The organism is Pseudomonas sp. D1-1 (assembly GCF_051132225.1).
In the GTDB taxonomy this organism is placed as follows: domain Bacteria; phylum Pseudomonadota; class Gammaproteobacteria; order Pseudomonadales; family Pseudomonadaceae; genus Aquipseudomonas.
The window spans coordinates 2,648,452-2,673,796 of record NZ_CP071676.1; the positions used below are offsets into that span (position 1 = coordinate 2,648,452).

At 63.9% G+C, this 25,345-nt stretch carries 12 protein-coding genes; 7 read left to right on the plus strand and 5 right to left on the minus strand.

The window, feature by feature from the left end; genetic code table 11:
* Positions 1-8: 8 nt before the first annotated feature.
* The 3 genes from J3P86_RS12035 to J3P86_RS12045 are packed head-to-tail and all read left to right on the plus strand — an operon-like array spanning position 9 to position 14,460.
* Positions 9-9,041 carry an amino acid adenylation domain-containing protein gene (locus tag J3P86_RS12035; RefSeq protein ID WP_434700398.1) on the plus strand — a complete coding sequence of 3,011 codons (9,033 nt, stop codon included), beginning with the start codon at positions 9-11 and terminating at the stop codon, positions 9,039-9,041.
* Positions 9,038-12,820, plus strand: coding sequence for a non-ribosomal peptide synthetase (locus J3P86_RS12040; protein WP_434700399.1), 3,783 nt, complete (start codon positions 9,038-9,040; stop codon positions 12,818-12,820). Before J3P86_RS12035 ends, J3P86_RS12040 begins: the two co-directional genes overlap by 4 nt.
* Positions 12,817-14,460: a cyclic peptide export ABC transporter gene (locus J3P86_RS12045; RefSeq protein ID WP_434700400.1), complete on the plus strand. Its 1,644-nt coding sequence runs from the start codon at positions 12,817-12,819 to the stop codon at positions 14,458-14,460. The genes J3P86_RS12040 and J3P86_RS12045 overlap by 4 nt, the downstream gene beginning before the upstream one ends.
* A 9-nt stretch (positions 14,461-14,469) precedes the next feature.
* Here the strand turns inward: J3P86_RS12045 and fhuF are convergent, their stop codons facing one another.
* Positions 14,470-15,207, minus strand: a complete 738-nt coding sequence (gene fhuF / locus J3P86_RS12050; protein ID WP_434700401.1) for a siderophore-iron reductase FhuF — start codon at positions 15,205-15,207, stop codon at positions 14,470-14,472.
* 197 nt (positions 15,208-15,404) lie between these two features.
* Here fhuF and J3P86_RS12055 point away from each other — a divergent pair, with 197 nt between their 5' ends.
* Both J3P86_RS12055 and J3P86_RS12060 read left to right on the plus strand, forming a co-directional pair.
* Positions 15,405-15,620 (plus strand): MbtH family protein, encoded by a 216-nt coding sequence (locus J3P86_RS12055; protein ID WP_186610593.1) that lies wholly within the window; start codon positions 15,405-15,407, stop codon positions 15,618-15,620.
* Between the two features lie 35 nt (positions 15,621-15,655).
* Positions 15,656-17,086, plus strand: coding sequence for a diaminobutyrate--2-oxoglutarate transaminase (locus tag J3P86_RS12060; protein WP_434700402.1), 1,431 nt, complete (start codon positions 15,656-15,658; stop codon positions 17,084-17,086).
* 158 nt (positions 17,087-17,244) lie between these two features.
* On the opposite strand, the gene J3P86_RS12065 is transcribed toward J3P86_RS12060, so the two are convergent.
* From J3P86_RS12065 to J3P86_RS12075, 3 genes are read right to left on the minus strand one after another with little or no spacing between them, the layout of a single operon-like run.
* A complete protein-coding gene (locus J3P86_RS12065; protein WP_434700404.1) occupies positions 17,245-18,171 on the minus strand; it encodes a sugar ABC transporter substrate-binding protein in 927 nt (308 codons plus the stop codon).
* A 57-nt stretch (positions 18,172-18,228) separates the two neighbouring features.
* Positions 18,229-19,020 (minus strand): TIM barrel protein, encoded by a 792-nt coding sequence (locus tag J3P86_RS12070; RefSeq protein ID WP_434624059.1) that lies wholly within the window; start codon positions 19,018-19,020, stop codon positions 18,229-18,231.
* Positions 19,017-20,039 carry a Gfo/Idh/MocA family oxidoreductase gene (locus J3P86_RS12075; protein ID WP_434700405.1) on the minus strand — a complete coding sequence of 341 codons (1,023 nt, stop codon included), beginning with the start codon at positions 20,037-20,039 and terminating at the stop codon, positions 19,017-19,019. The genes J3P86_RS12070 and J3P86_RS12075 overlap by 4 nt, the downstream gene beginning before the upstream one ends.
* 195 nt (positions 20,040-20,234) lie before the next feature.
* On the opposite strand from J3P86_RS12075, the gene J3P86_RS12080 reads away from it, so the two are divergent.
* Positions 20,235-22,235: a sigma-54 interaction domain-containing protein gene (locus tag J3P86_RS12080; protein ID WP_434700406.1), complete on the plus strand. Its 2,001-nt coding sequence runs from the start codon at positions 20,235-20,237 to the stop codon at positions 22,233-22,235.
* A gap of 21 nt (positions 22,236-22,256) precedes the next feature.
* Here the strand turns inward: J3P86_RS12080 and J3P86_RS12085 are convergent, their stop codons facing one another.
* Positions 22,257-23,558, minus strand: coding sequence for an SDR family oxidoreductase (locus J3P86_RS12085; protein WP_434700408.1), 1,302 nt, complete (start codon positions 23,556-23,558; stop codon positions 22,257-22,259).
* A gap of 148 nt (positions 23,559-23,706) precedes the next feature.
* On the opposite strand from J3P86_RS12085, the gene treA reads away from it, so the two are divergent.
* Positions 23,707-25,311 carry an alpha,alpha-trehalase TreA gene (treA, locus tag J3P86_RS12090; RefSeq protein ID WP_434700410.1) on the plus strand — a complete coding sequence of 535 codons (1,605 nt, stop codon included), beginning with the start codon at positions 23,707-23,709 and terminating at the stop codon, positions 25,309-25,311.
* Positions 25,312-25,345: the final 34 nt, after the last annotated feature.

Below are 25,345 nucleotides of genomic sequence, written 5' to 3' on the forward strand. Positions count from 1 at the left end.
TGAGTACGATGACGCAACAAGCTTTCCTGGAGATTGCGCAGCGGCTGGCATCCTTGCCCGCGGACAAGAAAAAAGTCTTTCGCCAGCGCCTGGCCGAGAAGGGCATCGACAGCTGGCGCCTGCCGATCGTCCCCGCCGTGCTCGGGGAAGGCGAGCCCAGGCCGCTGGCGCAGGCGCAGCGGCGCTTCCTGTCGGCTGAAGCCCTTAGCAGCCGGGCCCTTTACAATTTGTGCTCGGTGCTGCGATTCGACGGGCGCCTGGACGGCGAGCGTCTGCAGCAGGCGATGCAGCAAGTCGTCGATCGCCACCAGATCCTGCGCACTCGCTACACCACGGATGCCAACGGGCAATTGCAGCCTCATTGCGCGCCGCAACAGGTCCGCTTGCCAGCCGTCGAGCGGTTGACGTTGGCGGCGTCTGACCAGGCGCAATGGTGCGCCGATGAGTACGCCCGCCAACTTGCCGAACCGTTTGACCTGGCTCAGTCGATGCCTTGGCGCTGGCAAGCGTTCAGTGACGCCCAGGAGCAATCCACCTGGCTGTTTTTCACCATCCATCACGTCGCCTATGACGCCTGGTCGGCCCAGCAACTCACCCTTGAACTGGCCGAGGCCTATCGGGCGCTCGCTTCGAACCAGCCTGCCGCACAACCCGAGTTGAGCATTCAATACGCCGATTACGCCGCGTGGGAGCGCGAGTGGCTGGACAGCGACACTTGCCGGCAGCACATCGACTTCTGGCGCGACCAACTGGCGGACGCGCCGGCGCCCCTGGCGTTGCCACTGGACCGGCCGCGCCCTGCGGCCACCCAACGTCGCCAGAGTGGCGCGATCCTGGCCCGGGAGCTTTCGCCGCAACTGACCGCGACGGTGGAGGCGGCCATTCGCAACCAGGGGGTGACGCTGTATATCTACGGCCTGACGGCCTTTACCTGCCTGCTGTCGCGCTACAGCGGCGAGACGGATCTGTGCCTGGGCACGTCGGCGGCCCAACGTGACCGTCCGGAGCTGGTGCCGTTGATCGGCCCGTTGCTCAATACCCTGGTGATCCGCCAGCGTCTGCAGGACAACCCGGACTTCGGCAGCGCCTTGCTGCGGACCCGCGATACGGTCGCGGCCGCATTCGACCATCAGCAGTTGCCCTTCGAAAATATCCTTGAAAGCCTTGAGCGTCCGCGTTCGAGCCCGCTGTTCCAGGTCATGTTCGTTCAGGTTGATCTACCCGAAAGCCGCACCCTGGCCTTGCCGGGTGTGGCCGTCGAAGTGCTTGACCCGCCGCAACGGCATGCACGTTTCGACTTGACGCTGCGCATGGTACGTAGCGCTGACGCGCGACTGCGCTGCGAGCTGGAGTACAGCGACGAATTGTTTGATGCGGCGACGGTCGAGCAGATGCTCGACGACTTGCTGGCGATTCTGCAGGAGGGCTCGGTGCATCCGCAGCGACGCCTGGCGGATCTGCAACTGGTTTCGCCGCCCAGCGAGTTGCATGGCCCCGCCCTGGATACGGCGCCGTTGCCGTTGGACCGGCAAGTGTTGCACTGGGCCAATCAGACGCCGTCCGCTGCGGCACTCTGCAGCGTTGGGCGGACCCTTGATTACGCCACGCTCGGCGCCGCCAGTCGGTCGATGGCCGCGCGGCTGGCCGGGCAGGGCATCGGACCTGGGCAGGTGGTTGCTCTGTGCATGCCACGCTGCGCTGAACAGCTGTTGGCGACCCTGGCTTGTTGGCAGCGTGGCGCGACCTGCCTGTTCCTCGACCCGGCGCAACCGCCGCAGCGCCTCGCGCAGTTACTGCAAGACAGCGGCGCGAGCCTGTGGGTGACGCTGGCGCACGCGCCTGAAGCCGGCGCTGGCCTCGCGCATCTGGTGATGAGCGACGCCGACTGGTCGGCCGATGCCAATGCCGGGCAGGGCGAAAGCCTCAGCCAGCCGCAATTACCTGCCTACCTTATCTATACTTCGGGCTCGACCGGCCAACCCAAAGGCGTGCTGGTCAGCCATGCCAACCTGGCGCATTACGCGAGCGCAGTCGGCCAGCGCTTGCACGCCTTACCCGGCAGCCGTTGGGCGACCCTGGCGACCGTCGCCGCGGACTTGGGGCTGACCTCGGTATTCGCCGCGCTCGCCGCTGGCGACCCGCTGGTCTTGCCGCCGGCGTCGTTGGCTTTCGATCCACCCGGCTGGGCTGACTTTCTTGATCAGAATCCCGTCGATTGCCTGAAGATCGCGCCTTCGCATCTGCGCGGCTTGCTGGCATTGGACGACGCCCGCCGTGTGTTGCCCAGGGAAATATTGATCCTCGGCGGCGAGGGGTTCGATCAGGCCCTGTTCGCCAAGGTGCATGAACTGGCGCCGCAACTGCGTATCTTCAATCACTACGGCCCGTCGGAAACCACGGTTGGGGTGATCTGCGGGGAAATCACCGGGTCCGACGCACTCGAAGCGGGTCAGTACTTGCCGTTGGGCCAGCCTTTGTCCGGCTGCGAGTTGCGCATCGTCGATGGCAATGACAGAGCCGTACCGCTCGGGGTTGCCGGTGAGCTGTTGATTGGCGGGCCCCAGGTTGCCCAAGGCTACCTCGGGCAACCCGGGTTGACGGCGCGCGCGTTCGGTTGCACGGCCCAGGGGCAGCGATTCTATCGCAGCGGTGACCGGGTGCGCCTGGATCGCAACGGGCGGCTGGTATTCCTCGGGCGCCAGGACGATCAGGTCAAGATCCGCGGTTTTCGCGTCGAACCGGGCGAGGTCAGTGCCTGGCTCAACGCCCAACCCCAGGTGCGCGAGGGGGCGGTGCTCGCCTGCGAAGTGAAAGGACGCACGCAACTGGTGGCATACCTCACCCCCGGGATCGGCTCTTCGATGACCACCGAAGCCTTGGCGATGCTGCAAGCCGAGGCCAAGCGCCAACTGCCGGAACACATGCTGCCGGCCTATTGGCTGGCCCTCGATACACTGCCGCTGACCGCCAACGGCAAGCTCGACCGGCGCGCATTGCCCGAGCCCGCAACGGATGAGCCGACCGCTGAAGCCGCCGAGCCACCGAACGGCGCGACCGAACAGCGCCTGGCGCTACTGTGGTGCCAGATTCTCGGTTGTGCGCAAGTCGGGCGCGGGGATGATTTTTTCGCCCTCGGCGGCGACTCGATTCTCAGCCTGCAATTGATCGGCCTCGCTTCGCGGGAAGGGCTGAGGCTGCAACCTCGCGATGTCTTGCAGCATCCGACATTGGCGGCCATGGCGCTGTGCATCGATTGCCGCGCCGAGCCCGCCTTGCTCACGGTGCTGACGGCCTTTCGCGAGCTGCTCGGCCAACCCGCGCTGGGCGCGGATGCGGATTTTTTTGCCATGGGCGGCGATTCGATCCTCAGCCTGCAACTGATCGCGCGCTTGCGTCAGGCCGAGCTGCGCCTGATGCCTCGGCAATTGTTGGAGAACCCAACCCCTCGGCAGTTGGCCAAGGCGCTGACGCCGGTCGTGGCGCCTGTCGTCGCGGCGGTCGAGCCGAGCGACGTGGCGAAGCAACCACAGCCGCTGTCCCACGCCCAGCAACGGGTGTGGTTCATGCAGCAGCTCGATCCGGCTGAAACCGCCTACAACGTCACCCAGTTGCTGGCCTTGCGCGGCGATCTGGATGTGCCGCGTCTGCAACGTGCCTGTCAGGCGCTGGTCGCCCGTCATGATGCGTTGCGCTGCCTCTTCTTCGAAGAGCAAGGGCAAGTCTGGCAGCGCCTGGACGATACGCCCGCGGCGATCTTCAACGTCCACGATATCGGCGGTCTGACCGGGGCGGAGCAGGATGCGGCCATCGCCAGCGCGGCCAAGCGGGTGTTCGACCTCACGCAGGGGCCCTTGCTGGCGGTCGATGTGTTTTGTGTCGCACCCGCTGACTACCGCTTGCTGTTCAATGTGCATCACATTGCCGTGGACGGTTGGTCCATGGGCCTGCTGGTCGAGGATCTGACGTCGCTCTATCAGGAGCGGACGCTGTCTTCAACAAGCGCTCTGCTGCCGTTGATCAATGCGCAGCGGCAACAGTTGGAAGGGGACCACGGCAAGACGCTGTTGGCTTATTGGCGGCAACGCCTGGAAGGCTTGGGCAACGAGCCTCTGGAATTGCCCGGACAACCCACTCGGCCGACAGTGCAGGCATACGCCGGTGCGCGGGACGAGTTCGCTTTGCCCGGTACGTTGAGTGCCGCTGTGGAGGCGCGGGCAAGGGCGTTGGGCGTCACACCGTTCGTGGTGTATTTCGCTGCGTATCAATTGCTGCTCTGGCGTCATGGCGGCCGCAGTGACTTCGCCGTCGGCGTTCCAGTGGCCGGACGCGAGTCGGCAGAGAGCCAGGCGCAAGTCGGCCTGTTCGTCAACACGCTGGCGCACCGGGTGCAGATCGATGCTCGCCAGAGCCTGCAATCGTTCGTCCAGGCCTTGAACGGCAGACTGAGCGATGACCTGGCTCATCAGGCGCTGCCGTTCGAGCAATTGCTCGACGTGCTGAATATCGAGCGCAGCCTGGATCGCACGCCGGTGTTCCAGACGATGTTCAACTACCAGGTCGACCACCAGCAGTCCCGCAGCCTGAACCTGCCCGGCGTCAGCGCACAGGCCCTGGCATTGCCGGGCGGGGTGGTGAGCGCCAAGTTCGACCTGACCTTCAACCTGTTCACCCAAGGGCGTGGTGCCGAGGCCAGTACCGGGTTGATCGTCGAATACGCGACCGCGCTGCTGCAACCGGGCACCACCCGGCGGCTGGTGGAGGACTATCAGGGATTGCTCGCCAGCCTGGCGGGTATTGACCTCCAGACACGCTTGCCGGAAATCCCGCTGCGCTCCGTTGCGACCCTGGCGACTGCCGGTGAGCCGATGCGATTGTCCGGCGAAGCGGATTTCGTGACGCGTTTCGAAGCGCAAGCCGCTGCGCATCCCGAGCGCATCGCGGTGTACTGCGCTGACCGGCAGATAAGCTACGGGACGCTGGATGCCCAGGCCAACCGCCTCGCTCATTGGCTACTGGCCCAAGGCGTGGGCGCCGAATCGATGGTTGCCTTCTGCCTGCCTCGGGATGAGCGGTTGCTGGTGTGCATGCTGGGCATTCAGAAGGCCGGGGTGGCATACCTGCCGCTCGATCCCGGCCATCCGCCGGCTCGCCAGGCGCAAATCCTCGACCGGGCGCAGCCGCATCTGCTGCTCTGCGATTCGCCGAGCGTCGATCTGCCGGCGCCGTTGCGCGTGTGCCCATGGGCGGACCTGCCGCTGGGGCAATTCGCGACCCAGGCGCCGGAAGTGGCGGCCAACCTTGGGCAACTGGCCTACACCCTCTATACCTCGGGCTCGACCGGCCAACCGAAGGGCGTGCAGATCAGTCGCGGCAACTTCGCCAACTTCCTGCTGGCCATGGAACAGGCGCTGCCCTTGGCAAATGTGCAGCGCTATCTGGCCTTGACCACGGTCACCTTCGACATCTGCGGCCTGGAGCTGTGCCTGCCGCTGGTGCGTGGCGGCGCGGTCGTCCTCGCCGACGATGAAGAGCGCCAGGATCCGCTGCTGCTTGCGCGCTTGATCGAGGAAAAGAATGTCGACCTGATCCAGGCCACACCGGCGACCTGGGCGATGTTGCTGCAAGGCGATCGCCAGCTGCTCAAGGGGCGCGTGGCCCTGGCCGGTGGCGAGGCAGTGTCGGCCGAGTTGGCGCACGAGCTGAAGCAGTGCGTGGCGCAACTGATCAATGTCTACGGCCCGACCGAGACCACGGTGTGGTCGACCCAGGCGCCGATCGATGCGCTGCAACTGCCCGTCGCGCCGATTGGCCGACCGCTGCTGAACACGCGCTGTCATGTTCTCGACGAACACCTGTGCGAAGTGCCGCCTGGCTGCGTGGGCGAACTCTATATTGCCGGCGACGGCCTGGCCCGCGGTTATGCCGGGCAGCCGGGGCTGACCGCCGAGCGCTTCATTGCCGACCCGTTCGTGGGTAACGGCGGGCGCTTGTATCGCACCGGCGATCTGGCGCGCTGGCAGCCCGACGGCCAGCTGTACTACCTCGGGCGTACCGATGACCAGATAAAGTTGCGCGGGTACCGTATCGAACTGGGAGAAATCGAGGCGGTTCTGCTCAGCCATCCCCAACTGCTGCAGGCGGTCGTGGCCGTGCAAGGCGAGCACCTGGCGGCGTTCTGGGTGGCGGAGGCTGAAAACGCACCTGACGAGGCGGCTGTGCGCGACTATCTGCAGACACGTTTGCCGATCTACATGTTGCCGACGCACCTGCAAGCGCTGGAGCGGCTGCCGCTCAACACCAACGGCAAGGTCGATCGCAAGCAGCTGCCGCGCCTGCTCGCGGTGGTCGACAGTGCACCTGCTACCGAGCGCGCCTTGTCGGCGAGCGAGGCCTTGCTGATCCAGATCTGGACCTCGGTGTTGCACGTGCAACACGTGCCGGTTGATAGCCATTTCTTCCAGATTGGCGGGCATTCGCTGATGGCCGCTCAAGTGCGTGGGCGCTTGCGCGAGCAGGGGTTTGACGTGCCATTGCGCTGGCTGTTCGAAACGCCGGTGCTGGCGCAACTGGCTGAGCGAATCGAAGGGCTTGCGGGGCAGCAGGACCTGGCTTCGCTGACGATCTCGCCGGTTGATCATGAGGTCGAGCAAGCCTTGTCATCAGCGCAACAGCGAGTCTGGTTGATGCAGCAGCTGGACCTTGCCGACAGCAGTTTCAACATGAGCAGTAATGTCCGTTTGCGCGGGCAACTCGACATCCAGGCCCTGGAGCGTTCATTGCAGCGGCTGGTAAGCCGCCACGCCATCCTGCGCACCACTTATCACCAGCGGGACGGCGAACCGCGCCAGCGCATCCACTCGCAATCGATAGTGGCCCTGGAAACCGTCGCGTCGACGCAAGCGCAGTGGCCGGTTGAAGCCCGGGACAGGGCACTGCGCCCCTTCGACCTGGTTCGCCAGGCTCCGCTGCGGGTGGTCCTGTATCGCCTCGGCGAACAGGATCATGTGCTGCAAATGATCATGCACCACATTGCCTCCGATGGCTGGTCCGGCGCTATTCTGGTCGATGAGCTGATCGAGGGCTACGAGGCCTACAGCACCGGCGTGCTACCGAGCCAGGAAGCGTTGCCGATCCAGTACGTCGACTACGCCGTATGGCAAGGTTCGGCCGCGGTCCGGTTGCGTCAGCGTGAAGGCCTGGACTTCTGGCGACGGACCCTGGCCGGCATTCCCGCGCAGGTGCCGCTGCCGTTCGATTTCCCGCGTCCGGAGCGTGACAGTGGCGCCGGGGCCGCAGTGGATTTCCAGTTATCGCCCGCCACGGTTGGCCGGCTTAAAAGGTTCGCCCAGGACAGTGGCACGTCGCCGTTCATGGTGCTGCTGACCTGTTATGCCGCAGTGCTGCAACGCGAGACGCAGGGCCGCGATCTGGTGATCGGTACGGACGTTGCGAACCGCGACCATCCGGCCACCGAATCGCTGATCGGCTTCTTCGTCAACCTGCTGGCCTTGCGTGTCCGCCTGCAACCGGAGTTGAGTTTCCGTGAGCTGGCGCTCCAGGTGCGTGAGGTTTGCCTGCAAGCGTTCGCCTGGCAAGACACGCCGTTCGAACAGGTCGTGGAGTGCCTCGAGCTGCCGCGCGTGGCCAATGTCCACCCGCTGTTGCAGACCTTGTTCGTGCTCGACAACACACCACGCCAGCAGCGTCAGCTGGGCGATCTTCAGGTCGAGCCGCTGGCCGGCGAGCAACACCACTCCAAGTTCGACATGGCTCTGTTCGCCAGCGAAGACTCTGATGCCATCAGCCTGCGCTGGGTGTACCGCACCAGCCTGTTCCGCCAGGCCACCGTCGAGCGCTTGCGCCATGCCTTCGAGTCATTGCTGGAGCTGGCCCTCGGCGCGCCGGACAATCCCATCGATACCTTGATTCCGACTGTAAAGGGAGCCGCTGCAATGTCCACGGACAACCCGCTGCAACGCAAAATGAGCAAATTGGGCAAGATGCGCCAGAGCGGATCGGCGGCGACCCGTGAGCCCATCGAAGCCCGGCCGCTGCGAGAGGAGGCGAAATTTCCGCTGCTGGTCTCGCTGCGTGACCGTGAACTGGCCCCGGCTATCTGGGCCGAAGCCAACCGCGACAAGGTCGAAAACTGGCTGCGCGAGCATGGCGGTATCCTGTTCCGAGGGTTCGACCTGCCGACACCGGCGGATTTCGAGGCGTTCTGCCAGGCGCTGTGCCCGCAGCTGTATGGACAGTACGGCGACCTGCCGAAGAAAGAAGGTGGCAAGAACATCTACAAGTCCACGCCATACCCCAAGGACCGGATGATCCTGTTCCATAACGAGAGTGCGCATCAGCACCGTTGGCCGCGCCGCCAGTGGTTCTACTGCGAGACGCCAGCGACCTCCGGTGGCGCGACGCCGATCGTCGACAGCCGCCAGGTCTACGGCGAACTGCCGGCCTGGTTGCAGGCAAACCTGCGGCGCAAACAGCTGATGTACGTGCGCAATTTCAGCGCCAGCCTGGACGTCAGCTGGCAGCATTTCTTCCAGACCGAGGATCGGGCCGAGGTCGAGCGAATCTGCCGTGAGAGCAACATTGAATTCCAATGGCGCGGCGCCAATGACCTGCACACCCGCCAGGTTTGCCCGGCGGTGATTCTGCATCCATTGACGGGCGAAGAGAGCTTCTTCAATCAGATCCAGCTGTACCACCCGGCATTTCTCGATGCCGATATCCGCGAGCAGTTCCTGCGCGATGGCGAAGCCGCCATGCCCAGGCAGGTGTTCTACGGTGACGGCTCGGACCTCGAGCCGGCCGCCATCGATGCCATCAATGCCGCCTATGACCGCTGCGCCGTGCGTTTCGATTGGCAACAGGGCGATGTGGTCATGCTCGATAACATGCTGGCGGCGCATGCCCGGGATCCGTTCGAGGGCGAGCGCAAGATTGTCGTGGCCATGGGCGAGATCTATGGTCGTCACCAGGTAATGGCTGCCCCTGCGCAGACCGAAGAGCATTCCGCAGAGTTGACCCCATGATGGATCTTGGACTGACGCTTTCACCGCAACAGAAACAACTGGCCCAGGCCAATCCGCAAGCCTGGCGCTGGGTCCGCATGCGCTTGGCGGGCGTGCCCGAGGGCATCGTCGAGCAACGCTTGCGCGACGCCCTGGCGCAGCATCAGGCGTTGCGCCTGCGTTACGAGCGCCCACTGGGCGCCACCGGCCTGCGCCAGCGGGTTATCGAACCTGATGCACTGCGGCTGGACTGGCGCCAGGGGCGGGCAGCCGACGGTCACGATGGACAGTCGTGGCTGGAGGCGGCCCGGCGTCGTTGCGATGCCGAACAACCCGACATTCTCGCCTGGCTGCTCGACGATCTGTTGCTGTTGGCAGTCCCGGTTTACTCACTGGACCAGCGCAGCCTGATCGGCTTGCAGGAACACTTGCTCGGGCGTGCCACAGCGCTTGACGACGAGCCCATGCAGTACGCCGACTATGTCGAGTGGATCAACGGCCTGCAACTGGATGAAGACGCCGAGCAGGGCGCGCAGTTCTGGCGCAACCTGGCCTTGCAGGACATTCCCGGCATGCGCCTGGTCGAGCGCTATGGCATCGCCAGCGGACGTCACGCGGTCGTCCGCCAGGAACTTGAGCAGCGCTTGCCGACGATGCTCACGGCACTGGCCGATCGTGAAGGCGTGGCCGTCGAGCAGTGGGTGCTGGCCGCCTGGGGGTCATTGCTCGGCAGGCTCAACGGGCAGCAACAGGGGCAGTTGGGGTTGCAACACGATCCTCGCGACAACTACGAGGAATTGTCCGGCGCGTATGGGCTGTTCGAGCAGACTTTACCGATGGTCTTGCAAGTGTCCGAACACAGCACGCTGACCAACCTGGCCCGGCAACTGGCCCGGCAATTGGAGAGCGCCGTGGACTGGCAGGAATATGTCGGCCAGGCACAGTTGTTGCCCGAATGGCGGGCCAGCTTCCAGGCCGGCCTGCGGGTCTCGCCCGTGCCGCAACTGGACATGTCGCACTGGCTGTCTTTCGACACACCGGTCGAACTGCAACTGCAATTGACGCTCGATGCCCAGGGCCACGGCGAGCTGGCGTTGGCCTACGACCTCGGCCTGTATCGCGAGGGGCAGATGCAGGCGCTGCTCAAGCGTTTTGCCCATTGGGTTGGCCAGCTGGTGCAATCGCCCGACGGGCTCATCGCTGACATTGACGCGCGCCTGCCTGAAGAATGGCTGGCCTCGGCGCAGACTGCTGCCCTTGGACCGGACCTCGATATCATCGCGACCTTGCGCCGCCATGCCCAGGCACAACCGTCGCGTCCGGCGCTGCGGTATGCCGAGCAGGTATTTTCCTACGCTGACCTGGATGCCCTGAGTGATCGTGTCGCCGGCAGCCTGAACGAGGCTGGCGTGGGCCGCGAGCAGGTCGTTGGGCTGTATCTGCCGCGTGGCGCGCAGATGCTGATCGCGATGCTGGCCTGCTTCAAGGTGGGGGCCGCCTATCTGCCATTGGACCCACAGCAGCCACCGCTGCGTCTGGCCGGCATACTCGACGACGCCCAACCGGCGCTGTTGCTGCACCTGGAGGGGCTGTTGCCCGAGACATCGGTGCGGACCCTGTGCTGGTCGCAGGCGAGCAACGGGCCGGCGTTCGCCGCGCCAGTCTCCGGCACAGCGCAGGACCTGGCCTACGTGCTCTATACCTCGGGCACCAGCGGCAAGCCCAAGGGTGTGCAGATTGAACAAGGGCAATTGCGTCACTACGCCACCCAGGTGACCCGCGCGCTGCAATTGCCCGAGGGCGGGCATTACGGGCTGGTGTCCTCGTTGCTCGCAGACCTGGGCAATACCGTGCTGTTCCCGGCGTGGCTGCAGGGCGGCTGCGTGCATGTCCTGGCGCAGACGACCGTGACCGATGCGCGGGCGTTTGCCGATGAGCTTCGGCGCTACCCACTGGACGTGCTCAAGATCGTACCTTCGCACCTCGAAGCGCTGATGGGCGAGCAGGCCGCCGACGTCCTTCCACGCCAGGTCCTGGTGCTGGGCGGAGAGCCGATCGGCGAGGCGCTGTTGACCCGCCTGGCGCAGGCCGGACCGACCTGCCGTGTTTACAATCACTATGGTCCGACCGAGACCACGGTAGGGGTGTTGTGGCGGGCGATCGATCTGGAGCAGGGGGTGAGTGGCTGCGCATTGGACCAGGTGTTGGGTGCCAACCGTATCCACCTGCTCGACGAGCGGCAGCGGCCGGTACCGTCAGGCCAGGCCGGCGAGTTGTGCATCAGCGGCGCCAGCGTTGGTCGGGGTTACGTCGGCAATGTCGGCGGCAACGCCTTTGCTGTCGAGCCTGCCAGTGGTCATCGTCTATACCGTACGGGCGACCTGGCCATGCGCCAGGCCGATGGGGCCGTGCGCATTCTGGGGCGCAACGATCAGCAGGTGAAAATCCGTGGGTTTCGCCTTGAGTTGGCCGAGGTCGAGCAGGCAATGCTGGCCCAGCCAGGCATCTCGCAGGCTGCCGTGCTGCTGGACGGCGAAGGTGACCACGCCCGATTGCTGGCCTTCGTGGTCACGGAGGAGGCGTATTCGCAAGGAACGGATCAGTTGCGCGCCAGCCTGGCCCGCCAGTTGCCGGACTACATGCTGCCCAGCGCTGTCCTGGCGCTGAAGGCCATGCCGTTGAACAACAATGGCAAGCTCGATCGCAAGAACCTGCTCGAACGCGCCCGGCAGCGTTTGCACAATACCCGCGTGGCACCGGTCGGCGAGCTGGAGGCGACGACCCTCGCCATCTGGTGCGAAGTATTGGGAGTCGAGGACCTTGGCGTCACCGACAATTTCTTCAATGTCGGTGGGCATTCGCTGGCCGCGATCAAGGTGGTGTCGCTGATTCGTGAACGGTTGGGCCTCGACCTGCCGACCAACCTGCTGTTCGAACGCCACACCGTGCGTGACCTCGTCCAAGGCCTGGGCGAGATCGACAGTGGTCCGTGGAAGGTCCTGAACACTGCCGATCCGCAAGCCCCGGCGCTGTTGCTGGTGCATGGGGCGCAAGGGCATCTGCAGGCCTACCAGCCGCTGGTGGACAACCTGCGCGACGGCGTCGCGGTGTTTGGCCTCGCCGCGCTTGAAAGCGGCTGGGCCGAGGGCGACATGGATGCACTGCTGCGCCGATACGTGGCGAGTATCCCGGCGCAGCTCAAAGAGCGTCCGCTGGTACTGTTGGGCTGGAGCCTGGCCGCGCGCCTGGCCATGTTGCTGGTGCCGCATCTGCAAGCAATTGGTTTCAGTGTCGCCGGGTTGGTGGTGCTGGATCACGATGCGCAGCGCAGCCTGGCCGGCGAGGGTGATGAAGCCGGCCAGTTGATTGCCGATTTCGCTTTTTATTGCCGCAGCCACGCCCAGCCGCTCGGCGAGTCGCTACGGGAGCGGTTGACGGGCCGGTTGGCCGGCCTTGACTATGCCGAGGGTGTCGCCCGGCTACTGGACGACGAACAAGTGCGCGCGCATCTGCAATGGGAGTCGGCCGACGCGGAATTACTGGCGTTGATGGCGCAATATCGCGCGATCAAGACCCGCTTGTACGAGCAGGCCTTGCCGACCGTCGATGTGCCGGTCTGGCTCTGGCGCGGCAATGCCCACGGCGATTTGCGCGCGCCGTGGCAACGCCATGCCTTGCAACCGGTCAGCCAGTGGACATTGGACGTGGGGCATCATGAAATGCTCGGCGAGCCGCGACTGGTCGAAAACCTGCTGCCTTTACTGTTGCAAAACTCTGCCAAGGTGGTGCCGGTCCCATGATGTTATTGAAAGAACTGCTGCATGACGCGCGATGGCGCATCCTCCTTGCGGTGCTGTGCAGTGCCTTGAGCGCGGCCACCAGTATCGGCCTGATCGGCTACATCAACCGTTGCCTGGAACAAGGCCTCGATGACCTCGGTCGGGGCTTGCTGCTGTTCGGTGGGCTGTTGGTGCTGTTGTTCATCAGCGGAGTCATCTCGCAATGGCTGCTGGTGCAGATCGGTCATCGCCTGGTCTACCAGCTGCGCCTGCGGCTGGTGGGCAAGGTCCTGGGCACCGCGCTCGAACGCGTCGAACGGCTGGGCAGCCCACGTATCTACAACGCGCTGACCAAGGATGTGACCACCGTCGCCACAGCGTTCAAGCAACTGCCGATCTCCTTGTACAACGGTTTGCTGCTGTTGGCGGGGCTGGCCTACATGGGCTGGTTGAGCTTGCCGTTCTTTTGCCTGACGCTGGCAGTGATCGCCGCTGGCGTTGGTCTCGATGTGTTGCTGGGGCGCAAGGTCAAGACCTTGATGCAGGCTGTCCGGCAACAGGACGACCAATTGACCGAGCAGTTCGAAGCCACGATCCAGGGGCGCTGCGAGTTGGGCCTGAGCCGCGAGCGCCGGCATCTGCTTTATCAACACAAGCTGGAACCCATTGCGCGCGCCTCGCTGGACGCCTCGGTGCGCGCCGACACCCTCTGGGCGGTGAACCTCAATTGGACGACACTGCTGGTGTTCATGTTGATCGGCACCCTCTTTTTCCTCGGCCAGGGGCTGGGCTTGCTGGACCAGCAGGTGGTGGTCGGCTACGTGTTGGCGATCATGTTCCTGCGCACGCCCATCTCGATGATCCTCGACGCCATTCCCGCAGTGATCCGCGGTCATGTCGCGTTGCAAGCCATCGACGCGCTGGCGCTGGGCGAGACGGTGCAATTCAAGACCCCGGCGCAAGCGGCTCAGCCGTTTCGCGAACTGCGCCTGGCGGACGTGCATTACCGTTATGCCGGCAAGAACGAGGAGTTTGCATTTGAACTGGGTCCGATCGACCTGACGATTCGTCGTGGCGAGCTGATTTTCATCGTCGGTGGCAATGGCAGCGGCAAGTCGACCCTGGCCAAGCTGCTGACCGGCCTCTACGTGCCCGCTTCCGGGGAGGTGTCGCTCAATGGAGTGGTACTCGATGCCAGTACCAGTGAGTGGCACCGGGAGCATTTCGCCGCGATCTTCGCCGACTTCTATCTGTTTGCCGATGTGCTGGGCGAGGCGGGTGAACATGACGGGCTCGAAGCCCGGGTGGACCATTATCTGGAGCGCCTGGGGCTGGCCCACAAGGTCGAATTCGCCGCCGGGCGCCTGTCTACCACTGCCTTGTCCCAGGGCCAGCGCAAACGCCTCGCGTTGCTGCTACTGATGATGGAAGGCCGGGAAGTGTTCCTGCTGGATGAGTGGGCGGCGGACCAGGATCCGGTCTTCCGCCATGTGTTCTACAACGAGTTGCTGCCCGAGCTGAAGGCCGCCGGCAAGACCGTCATCGCGATCACCCATGATGATCGTTATTTCGATGTGGCGGACCGGGTCTATCGCCTCGACTACGGCCACCTCGTCGATTACGACCGGGCCACGGAGAACCCCTTTCAGCTGGTGAAATGACGGCTGCGCTCAGGCGCCTTGAACCTGGCGTCTGGATTCATCGAGGGGGCAGCTGCTGCAATAGCCAACGCCGGGGAGGCGGTAGCGAATGCAGCAGATGCGCCTCAGGCGCTGCGGCTCGTCCTCGCCAATGTCTTGGTAGCGTACGGGCGCGAACAGAGGGTTGCGCCGGCCGTCGGGGCGCAGCCGGGCAGTGAGGATCTCCCTGGCCGGCAGGGTGCTGGAGGCATCAGCCAGGGGGTGCAGTTCGATCCGCGTGGTGACGAATTCGAAGGTGTTGGCGGCGTTGCTCCAGAACAACCGGGGCGATGCCCGGCTGACACTGGCAAGAATCTCGATGACCGGTTCCAGATGGCATTCGACGAGCGTATGGAACCGCTCGAAGGCCGTGCACCGGGGGAGTATCTGGCCATCGTCGCGCAAATGCAGGGCCTGGGGCCTGGCGTCATCGCCGAGTTTCAAGCCGACATCAGCCAGGGCGAGCGGCAGCTCCCGTTGCTGGAGCAGGTTGGCGGCCATCACTGGCGCCAGGAAGGTACTGAAATACCATTTGGACCACAGCGACACCAGGGCCAGACGCTCATCAGTCTTGTAGCGTGCCAGCAGATCTTCGACGAATGCGCTGAACGTCTCATGCTGGAAGAACACGGCGGCCGGCAGATCGGAGCGCGGTTGGCTGCGCAGTTGCAGCTTGTCTTCAAAGGCTGCGAGCGGCCCGATGAACAGCGGAGCAAGGCTGGGAATCATTGACTCATCCGTGACCGCGAATCGAGAGAGGTTATCGTTCAGGGGCGAAGTATAAACAGCGTACTGCTGTCTTGCGACTGCTCGCCAGCAATGAAATATGTGCGCAACGTAAGATTTTTATAATATTAATGAGAATCGCTACCATTAGTATTGTATCGTAACGATCTTTTCCGTCATGCCAGTCAAAGGAGCAAGCAATGAGTTTGGATAGCCCGGATACGCGGTTTCTGGTTGTCGTCAACGAAGAGGAGCAGTACTCGATCTGGCCGGACTACCGCAGCGTGCCCGACGGCTGGCGCACCGTGGACATGCAGGGCAGCAAGGAAGAGTGCCTGGCTTACATCGAGAAAGTCTGGACCGACATGCGCCCGCTGAGCCTGCGTCAGGCCATGCAGGTACAAGGACAGGGCTGATCGCCTACAACCGAGTGGTTACTCAGGGAGTCAAAATGGAAAGTGTCCAGCCCCGTTCATCCTCCAGCGCAACCTTCACGCTGGAGCAGTTTCGCCAGCAAGCGCCGCGTGAACTGAACACCAACCCGTATCTGCAACGCCAGGCGGCCCGGGAGTCGAACGCCCGTTCTTACCCGCGGCGCATTCCGTTGGCCTTGCAAGAAGCCCATGGTCTTTATGTGCGCGATACCCAAGGCCAATTGTTCATGGACTGCCTCGCGGGTGCGGGGACATTGGCGCTGGGCCATAACCATCCGGTGGCCATCGCGGCCATGCGCCATACACTCGATTCCGGCCTGCCCTTGCACACCCTGGACCTGACGACACCGGTCAAGGATCGTTTCGTCGAGGACCTGTTCAACGCCTTGCCGGAAAACTTCGCCCGTCACGCGCGCATCCAGTTCTGCGGACCGACCGGTGCCGACGGCATCGAGGCGGCCCTGAAGCTGGCGCGGATCGCCACCGGGCGCAAACCGATCCTGACGTTCTCCGGCGGTTACCACGGCATGACCCTGGGGACACTGAGCCTGATGGGCAACCTGGGGCCGAAACAGGGGCTGGGCTCGTTGATGGCGGACGTGCAGTTCCTGCCGTACCCCTATGACTACCGCTGTCCGTTCGGCATCGGCGGCGAAGCCGGCATCGATGCCGGGCTGCACTTTATCGAACAACTGTTGAGCGACCCGGAGTCGGGTGTGCTGCCACCGGCAGCGGTGGTCGTGGAAGTCGTGCAGGGCGAGGGTGGGGTGATCCCGGCACCGGTCCGTTGGCTCCAGGGCTTGCGCCAATTGACCCGCAAACACGGCGTGGCACTGATCATCGATGAAGTACAGACCGGCCTGGGGCGTACCGGCAAGCTGTTCGCTTTCCAGCACGCCGACATCGAGCCGGACATTCTGGTCTTGTCCAAAGCCATCGGCGGCGGTCTGCCGCTGGCGGTGATGGTGTATCGCGAAGAACTGGACACCTGGAAGCCCGGTGCCCATGCCGGCACGTTCCGTGGCAACCAGATGGCGATGGCAGCGGGGGGCGCGACGTTGCGTCATATCATCAGCGAACACCTGCCAGCGCACGCTGACATCATGGGGCAACGCCTGATGGAGCAGCTGCGTCAGTTGCAGGGCGATTACCCTTGCCTGGGCCAGGTGCGTGGTCGTGGCTTGATGGTGGGCGTAGAGGTTGTCAGCGATACGCCGAGCGATGCCCGTGTGCCCGCCGCGGATACGGCACTGGCCCAGGCCATCCAGCGCCAGTGCCTGCGCTTGGGCGTCATCCTGGAGTTGGGCGGGCGCCATGGCGCCGTTGTGCGATTCCTGCCACCGCTGATCATCCAGGCTGAGGAAATCGATGTGCTGGTCGAGCTGTTCCGGGTGGCCTTGAACAATGCCATCGCCGAGACCAAGGGCAGGGCGTTGCACATCGCCTGAGCAGGTGCTGGCTGTTGACGTGAGGCAATCGACCCGTGGCGAGGGAGCTTGCTCCCGCGGGGCTGCGCAGCGGCCCCAAAAGTCTTGCGGCTGCTACGCAACCGAGCGGGAGCAAGCTCCCTCGCCACGAGGCCATCATTTTTCTCAGGTGATTACTGCTACTTGTAGCGCTGCTCAAACACCGCCAGTTGCTCAGGCTTGATCAACTGGAACGGTACCCAGATTTCCGGTTCAACCGGCTCGCCCTTGATCATCTTGAGCGCTGCCTGCACCGCGCTGGTCGCCTGGGCCTTGGGGTCCTGGAATACCGACGCGACCAGCATCCCGCGTTTGATCGCCGCCAGGCCATCAGGCAAACCGTCGATGCCGACAATCGAAATCTCGCCCTTGGCTTTGCCGGCTTGCTGCAAGGCCATGGCCGCACCGATGGCCATCTCGTCATTGTTGGCGACGATGGCATCGAAACGGCTGCCGGCGAGCAGCCAGTTGCTGGTCAGATCCATCCCTTTGCTGCGCTGCCATTCGGCGCTCTGCTGCTCGACGACCCTGATCTGGGGGAAGTCCTTGAGCACCTGCTTGACCCCTTCGGTGCGGTCATGGGTGGCGTTTTGCGCGAGGTCGCCCATGATGATCGCGAGATTGCCCTTGCCGCCGAGTTTTTCCGCCAGGTAGCGCATCTGCAGTTGGCCGGCCTCGATGTCGTTGGACGCCACCGTAACTACGCCTTTGGGCAAGGTGCGCTCGTCCGGGTGGCGGTTGACGTAGACCAGCGGCGTCTTGGCTTCGACCGCGGCGCGGGTGATGTTGGCGGTGGCGGAAGTGTCTACCGGCAGGACAATGACCGCATCGACTTTCTGGTTGATGAAGCCCTGGACCTGATTGAGCTGGCGGACCACGTCGCCCTGGGCATCTTCGAACTGGATCTGGACGTTTTCTTTTCTGGCGGCCTCGTCCAGGCCGTTACGCACGTAGGTCATGAAGTTGTCGTCAACCCTGGCGATGCTGACGCCGATGCGATAATCGGCGGCGGCCCATTGGCTGAACAGCACGAGCAATGTGGCGAAAAGCAGTGTGCAACGACGCATGATGGTTTTCCTTTTGTTGTTATGGAGTGAGTCATCAATAGGACTTCCGCACTGGCCTCACCCGTCCAGCGTGAAGGCCTGCCTGAAGCGCTCAAGCGCCCGTTCGCTGTCACCGCTGGCCCAGCCTTCAAGGCCGACGACACCGCTGTATCCCATGCCGAACAGCGCCCGGGCAATGGCCGGATAGTGAATTTCACCGGTGCCGGGCTCCATGCGACCCGGAACATCGGCGACCTGGATTTCGCCGATGGCGTCACCGGCGCGCTGGATCAGCTCGATCAGGTTTCCTTCGCCGATTTGCGCGTGATAAAGGTCCAGGTTCATTTTCAGGTGCGGGCTGCCCACGGCTTCGATCAGCGCCAGGGTATCGTCGGCGCGGGCGAACGGTGTGCCGGGATGGTCGACTTCGGTGTTGAGATTTTCCAGCAGGAATACCCGGCCGGCGTCTTCGCCCAGGCGGGCGATCTTTTCCAGGGTCTTGCAGGCGCTCAACCACATGCGTCCGGTTGTTCGGGCTACCGGTTTGACCGGCAAGCCTTGATCACCCAGGCCGGTGCCGTGCAGGTTCAGGCTCGGGCAGTTCAACCGGGCTGCGACGGCCAAGGATTCCCCGGCGCTGTCGAGCAGTTGCCGGACGGCCTCGGGATCGGTCAGGTTGCCCGAGATGTAGCCGGTCATCGAGGTGAAATCCGCGCCAGTCGCCGCGAGGGCCTGGATGTCCTTGCTCGTCCAGTTCCATATCTCGACGCTGAAACCCTGCGCGTGGATGCGTTTGACCCGTTCGACAAAGGGCAGGTCAAGAAAGACCATCTCGGCGCTGACCGCCAGTTTGAAGGGGATGAAACTCATGACGAGGCTCCTTGCACACGTACCGCTTTACCCTGCTGGAAGGACTCGATGCAAGCCCGTGCAATGGCCAGGGCGGCCCGGGCATTTTCACCGCTGGCCAGCGGTTTCTCGCCGCTGCGCACGCAACTGACGAAGTGATTCAGCTCGGCCACGTACGCATCACGCAGCAAGTCGGTGTCCAGGCGTTGGGTATCGGCCTGGACCCCATTGGCCAGATAGCGCAACAAGTCGGAGTCGTTGACGCTGCCCATGGTCAGCATGCCGGCACTGCCGAACACTTCGCCCCGGACGTCGTAGCCATAGACGGCCTGGAAGTTGGCCTCCGCGGTGGCAATGGCGCCATTGTCGAAACGGATCGTGACCACTGCCGTGTCGAGGAAACCGTTCTCCCTGTAGGCGGGTGCAATCAAGGCATCGGCCATCACGAATACCTCGACCGCCTCGGCGCCCGGATTCAGGTAGCGCAGGGTATCGAAGTCATGGATCAGCGTTTCCAGGAAGATCACCCATTGCGGCGAGGCGGCGGGGTTGTTCAGCGCCGGGTCGCGGGTCAGCGAGCGCAGCAGTTGGGGTGTGCCGATCCGGCCGGCGACCACGTCCAGATGAGCTGTGCGGAAACTCCTGGCGAAGCGCCGGTTGAAACCGACCTGGAGCGTCACCCGGGCATCGGCAGCGGCGGCGATGGCGCGGTCGGCTTCGTCCAGCGTGATCGCCATGGGTTTTTCACAGAACACCCCTTTGCCGGCCCGGGCCGCGCTGATCACCAGCTCGGCATGGCTGCGTGCCGGGGCGGCGATCAGCACGGCGTCGATGTCCGGGTCGTCCAGCAGTTGCTGCGGGTCGGCGTAGGTCTTGCGCACATCCAGCTCCGCCGCCAGGCGCGCGGCCTGGCCGGGAGTAGGGTCGGCGATGGCGGCGAGGCAGGCGCCGGGGATGTGCCGGGCGGCGGTCAGGCCGTGAAAACTGCCCATGCGGCCAGCGCCGATAAGACCCAGGCGAATGGTTTTCGAGGTGCTCATGAAATGACTCCCTTTTATTGTTGTTCGCGACTCGCTGGCTGGAACGCCGGTGTCGCTATACAGCGAGGAGCAACTGCTGTGCCAATATTCAACGAGCTGAATTTAAAGGTTTTTTTCTGCGATCTTGAAAGATTGGTGTTCATTTCGTGGACATGTCTACACTGACATGTCGAAAACCTGAACATAGAGCCGACAATGAATGCACAACCCATGGCCCTGAGCGTTGAAGACCGGGACTATCTGACCGCCCTCGGCCCCGCGTCGTTGAATGGAGGATCAAACGCTGCGCTGGAAGAGGCCTGGCGAGCCTGCCTGAACGCCAGCACCGAGCGTCCCGCCGGTGTCAGGCAAGTGATCTGGAATTCCTGGCGGCGCAGCGTCGATGCCGGGCTGGATCCGGAGGACGGCGAGTACCGTTTTGTCGCGCCCGCCGAGCTGACCGCCACGCTGACGGCGAATCGCCTGTTGATCGCCGCCGCCGCACAGGTCATGCGCGGCTTGCTCGCCTACAACCCCAACGGGCATATCAACCTGACCGATGCCGAAGGCACGACCCTGTATTTCTGCGGGCTGGACCTCACGCCCATCGGCAGCCGATTGCTCGAATCGGTGCAGGGCACCAATTGCACCGGGCTGGCGCTGGTCGAGGACCGGCTGGTGTATGTGCTGGCCGAGGAAAATTTCGGCATAGGCCTGCGCCAGCGGCGTATGCATTGCGCCGCCGCGCCTATCCGCGATGCTCATGGCCGGACCCTGGCGATGCTGACCCTGACCGCCGAGCCCGGCTGGTTTCACTTCCATACCCTGGGCACCGTCCAGGCCGCGGCTGAAGCGGTCTCCCGGCAAATGGCGCTGCAGGCACTGCTGGAAGAACTACAGACGGTCCTTGAAGTGCTCAACGAGGGCTTGGTGGTACTCGATGAAACGGGTTGCATCAAGGCCCTCAACCATTACGCCCGGCAATTGTTCCGCGTCGACCGTGACTGGTTGGGCAAGCCGTTCCAGAGCCTGGGGCAGACCGAGCAGAGCGGCGAGATCCTGCGAGGGGATGGCGAAGGGGCAAGGGACCTGGATTGCACCTTCGAGCTGCATGACCACAGTCATCTGGCCTGCCTGGTATCTGTCTGCCCTCTGGAGCAGGGCGGTCGTATCGTTTCGCTGCGCGAGAATCGGCGCATCCGTGAGATTACCCGGCGCCTCATCGGCACCCAGGCCAGCTACACCTTCGAGACCATCCAGGGTCGTTCACGGGCGATTCAGGACGCCTTGCAACTGGGCCGGATCGCCAGTCGCAGTGACTCGACCACGCTGATTCTCGGTGAGAGTGGCACCGGAAAGGAGCTGTTTGCCCAGGCCATCCATAACGCCAGCGACCGCAGTGGCGGTCCGTTCGTGGCGGTCAATTGCGGGGCCATTCCCCGGGATCTGGTGCAGAGCGAACTGTTCGGCCATGTCGAAGGTGCGTTCACCGGATCGGCTCGCGGTGGCTCGGCGGGCAGATTCGAACTGGCCGATGGCGGGACGATCTTCCTCGACGAGATCGGTGACATGGCCTTTGATGCGCAGGTCAGCCTGCTGCGCGTCCTGCAGGAAGGCGAAGTGACGCGGGTGGGGGCGAAAAAATCGCTGCGGGTCAATGTGCGCATCATTGCCGCCACTCACCGCAACCTGAGCCAGGCCGTCGCCGACGGGGCCTTTCGCGAGGACCTTTATTACCGCCTCAATGTGCTGAGCCTGACGGTGCCGCCGCTGCGGATGCGGCGGGAGGACGTGCCCTTGCTGGCGCGGCATTTCCTCGCGCGGTGTGCCCGGTCGCTGCGAAAGCCGATACGTGACCTGTCACCACAGGCGCTGGAGGTTCTCGATGCCTATCATTGGCCGGGGAACGTCCGTGAGCTGGAAAACGTCATTGAGCGCGCGACCAACCTGGCAACCACCGAACTCATCCAGGCGAATGACCTGGCCCTGGAAATCAGGCAGGGCGGGCGGCCCTCGGCCCGCCAAGCTACTCCTGAACCCAGGGCGGCCCTCGATCTGGGCACGCACGAAATGAACGCAATCATCGCCGCCCTGCTGGACACGCGCGGCAATATCCGTCTGGCCGCCCAACGGTTGAACGTGTCCCGGGGCGGCCTGTACAACAAGATGAGCCGCTTCGGGCTCAAGGTCGAAGCGTTCCGTTCGGCGCCGGACTGATCCGATCGCCTCGCTGTGCGGTCACCTGCGGCCACGCTCCCGACCCAACGCCACCAGGCACCCGCCAAGCAACAGCGCCGCGCCCGCCACCAGCAGGGGCGCTGGTCGTCGCGCAGGCTTGCGCCAACCGCCCTCGACTTTACGCGGACCGCTGGGCGGGTTGAACAGGTTGCCCGACGATGGCGCCAACGCCGGGCTGCGGTTCAGGCCCAGACGCGTCAACCAGCCGGACAGTTGCGGGAAACCGGGCACCAGGAAATGCGCGACCCTCGCCAGTACCGCCGCGCTGCCCACGGTGGTGCTGGGCTTGGGGTTGAGCGCACAGCTGACCATCGCTTCGGCAACCCGCTGCGGGTCGTAGACAGGAGGCGGTGGCTTGAGCGCATGGCCGGTGTAATTGGCGCCGTCGCGAAAGCCCGGCGTGTCGATGACGGCGGGGTAGATGTCGCAGACGTGGATGTCCCGGTATTCGCCGAGTTCACCGCGCAAGGCTTCGGACAAGCCGCGCAAGCCGTATTTGCTTGCCGAGTAGGCCGCGGCATAGGGTTGGGCGACCCAACTGCCCAGCGACAGGGTGTTGATCAGGATTCCACGCTTCTGCGCCTTGAAGTAGGGCCATGCCACATAGGCGCCCCGCAGGTAGCCGAGCAGGTCGGTTTGCAGAACCTGTTCATGTACCTCAAGCGGCGTTTGCTCGAAACTGCCCACCGCGCCGACGCCGGCATTGTTGATCCAGATATCGATGCGCCCGTCGCCAAACGCGGCGGCCTCGGCGGCTAGCGCCTGCATCTGTTCGCTGCGGGTGACGTCGGTGCACACCGCCAATGCGGCGGCGCCCTGGGCCTGGCATTCGTCGACAACTTCGGCGAGCGCCTCGCGGTCACGTGCCGCCAGCACCAGGCGCGCCCGTTGCCGGGCAAACGCCAGGGCGGTGGCACGACCGATTCCGCTGGACGCCCCGGTGATGACCACGAGTTTTTCCGCCAAAGGATGCGATTGGGTCTGAGCAGCGGTATCGGCGGGGCCCGTGGGCCGGTCGATGGCGGGTTGCAAGGGGGTCAACTTCAGGCGCACGCCATCGGCCATTACCAGCGTCAGATCCTCAATGGTGCCGGCGACTCTGCCGGGGTACACCGGCTCGCCCTCGGGGTCGAGCTGGTCGTAGAGGAATGTCTGGCCTTCCAGCCAGCCCACCGCCGTATTCAATTCAGGGCCCAGGTAATACTTTCCATCAAGGAAGAAACCTGGGAAGTGAGGCGCGCGCTCGATGCTTTCAACGGCGTAACGCTCACCGTGCCGCATGCCGGTTGCTGGGGCAATCATGATCAACACCTCCGTCCTGTTGGTCCTGCCATAGAGAGCAGGGGTCAGGCAGGGGTTCCGTCGAGGTGAGGAAAGGCATTTCGAGTGAACCGCGCTCCACCTCGTTATGTCACTCGTTGGTCAGGAACGACAAATGATGGAGCCGCCGATGCGACCACTGTATTTCCCCAGCCTGTCTCTCGCTGCCGTGCTGTGCACGGCCTGTTCAAGCCAACCGCCCGCCATGTGGGGTTACGCCGACGCCCGGGACCGGGCCAATCAGCCGCCCGACCAGATGTACCCCGAGCTGTTCGAAGCCGTGCAGCGTCAGCAGATGTTCACCGACCAGAAGCATTTCGTCGATGCGTTGCCCAAGCGTGACCCGGCGAAGATCCGTGCCGATTACCTGGCCCGTCGGGAGGGCGCCGATTTCGATCTCGATGCCTTCATAAAAGACAACTTCATCGAATCCGGCCAGGCTGAAAGTCCTGCCCCCGAACCGGGTGCGCCGATCAAGGAGCACATCGATAATCTCTGGCCCGTGCTCAGCCGAACCTACACCCAGGTGCCACCCTACAGCAGCCTGCTGCCGTTGCCGCAACCGTATGTAGTCCCGGGCGGACGTTTCCGCGAAATGTATTACTGGGACTCGTATTTCACCATGCTCGGTCTGGAGCAAAGCGGCGACAAGACGCAGGTTCGCCAGATGACCGACAATTTTGCCTACATGATCGATACCTACGGCCATATCCCCAATGGCAACCGCAGCTACTACCTGAGCCGCTCGCAGCCACCGTTCTTTGCTTACATGGTCGAGTTGCAGGCGCACATCGAAGGCGAGCAGGCCTACGGGCGCTACCTTCCCCAGTTGCAAAAGGAATATGCCTACTGGATGGACGGCGCGCAGGCCCTCAAGGCCGGTGAGGCGGTGCAGCATGTCGTCAAGCTCGCCGATGGCAGTGTGCTCAACCGTTATTGGGATGCCAGCGCTACGCCTCGGCAGGAGTCATGGCTGCAAGACACGAAGACCGCCGAACAGGCGCCACAGCGACCCAAGGAGGAGGTCTGGCGCGACTTGCGCGCCGGGGCCGAAAGCGGCTGGGATTTCAGCTCCCGCTGGCTGGGGGACGGCAAGAACCTGGCGACCATCCGAACCACGTCGATTGTGCCGGTGGACCTGAACAGCCTGATGTTCCACCTGGAGCGCACCATTGCCAAGGCCTGTGAGACGGTGGCGAATATGCCTTGCGTCCAGGCCTATGGGCAACGTGCCGAGCAACGCCAGCGCGCCATCGAGACGCACTTGTGGAACGCCGAGGGTGGTTATTACGTGGACTACGACTGGCAGCAGAACCGGCAACGGCCGGGATTGACTGCCGCAACGCTGTTCCCGCTCTTCACCGGCCTGGCCTCTGCCGAACGCGCCGATCGTGCCGCCGATGCGGTGCGTCGAGGTTTGTTGCGTCCGGGCGGCATCGCCACCACCCAGGTCAATAACGGCCAGCAGTGGGACGAGCCCAATGGCTGGGCGCCGTTGCAATGGGTGGCGGTCGAAGGATTGGACCGCTACGGACAAACGGAACTGGCCCGGGAAATAGGCAGCCGCTTTCTGAAGCAGGTCCAAGACCTTTATCTCAAAGAGGACAAACTGGTCGAGAAGTACGACATGTCCGGACAGGGCGACGGCGGTGGGGGCGGCGAATACGAACTGCAGGACGGCTTCGGCTGGACGAACGGGGTAACACTGAAGCTGATGAATAAATACGGCGGTTGAGCCGGGCGGGATCGATGCTATTCTTCGCAAAATC

What these genes read in the sequence shown, in the direction of transcription:
- J3P86_RS12035 (WP_434700398.1), top strand. Translation starts at nt 9, where the DNA reads ATGACGCAACAAGCTTTCCTGGAGATTGCGCAGCGGCTGGCATCCTTG.
- J3P86_RS12040 (WP_434700399.1), top strand. Translation starts at nt 9,038, where the DNA reads ATGATGGATCTTGGACTGACGCTTTCACCGCAACAGAAACAACTGGCC.
- J3P86_RS12045 (WP_434700400.1), top strand. Translation starts at nt 12,817, where the DNA reads ATGATGTTATTGAAAGAACTGCTGCATGACGCGCGATGGCGCATCCTC.
- fhuF (WP_434700401.1), bottom strand. Translation starts at nt 15,207, where the DNA reads ATGATTCCCAGCCTTGCTCCGCTGTTCATCGGGCCGCTCGCAGCCTTT.
- J3P86_RS12055 (WP_186610593.1), top strand. Translation starts at nt 15,405, where the DNA reads ATGAGTTTGGATAGCCCGGATACGCGGTTTCTGGTTGTCGTCAACGAA.
- J3P86_RS12060 (WP_434700402.1), top strand. Translation starts at nt 15,656, where the DNA reads ATGGAAAGTGTCCAGCCCCGTTCATCCTCCAGCGCAACCTTCACGCTG.
- J3P86_RS12065 (WP_434700404.1), bottom strand. Translation starts at nt 18,171, where the DNA reads ATGCGTCGTTGCACACTGCTTTTCGCCACATTGCTCGTGCTGTTCAGC.
- J3P86_RS12070 (WP_434624059.1), bottom strand. Translation starts at nt 19,020, where the DNA reads ATGAGTTTCATCCCCTTCAAACTGGCGGTCAGCGCCGAGATGGTCTTT.
- J3P86_RS12075 (WP_434700405.1), bottom strand. Translation starts at nt 20,039, where the DNA reads ATGAGCACCTCGAAAACCATTCGCCTGGGTCTTATCGGCGCTGGCCGC.
- J3P86_RS12080 (WP_434700406.1), top strand. Translation starts at nt 20,235, where the DNA reads ATGAATGCACAACCCATGGCCCTGAGCGTTGAAGACCGGGACTATCTG.
- J3P86_RS12085 (WP_434700408.1), bottom strand. Translation starts at nt 23,558, where the DNA reads ATGATTGCCCCAGCAACCGGCATGCGGCACGGTGAGCGTTACGCCGTT.
- treA (WP_434700410.1), top strand. Translation starts at nt 23,707, where the DNA reads ATGCGACCACTGTATTTCCCCAGCCTGTCTCTCGCTGCCGTGCTGTGC.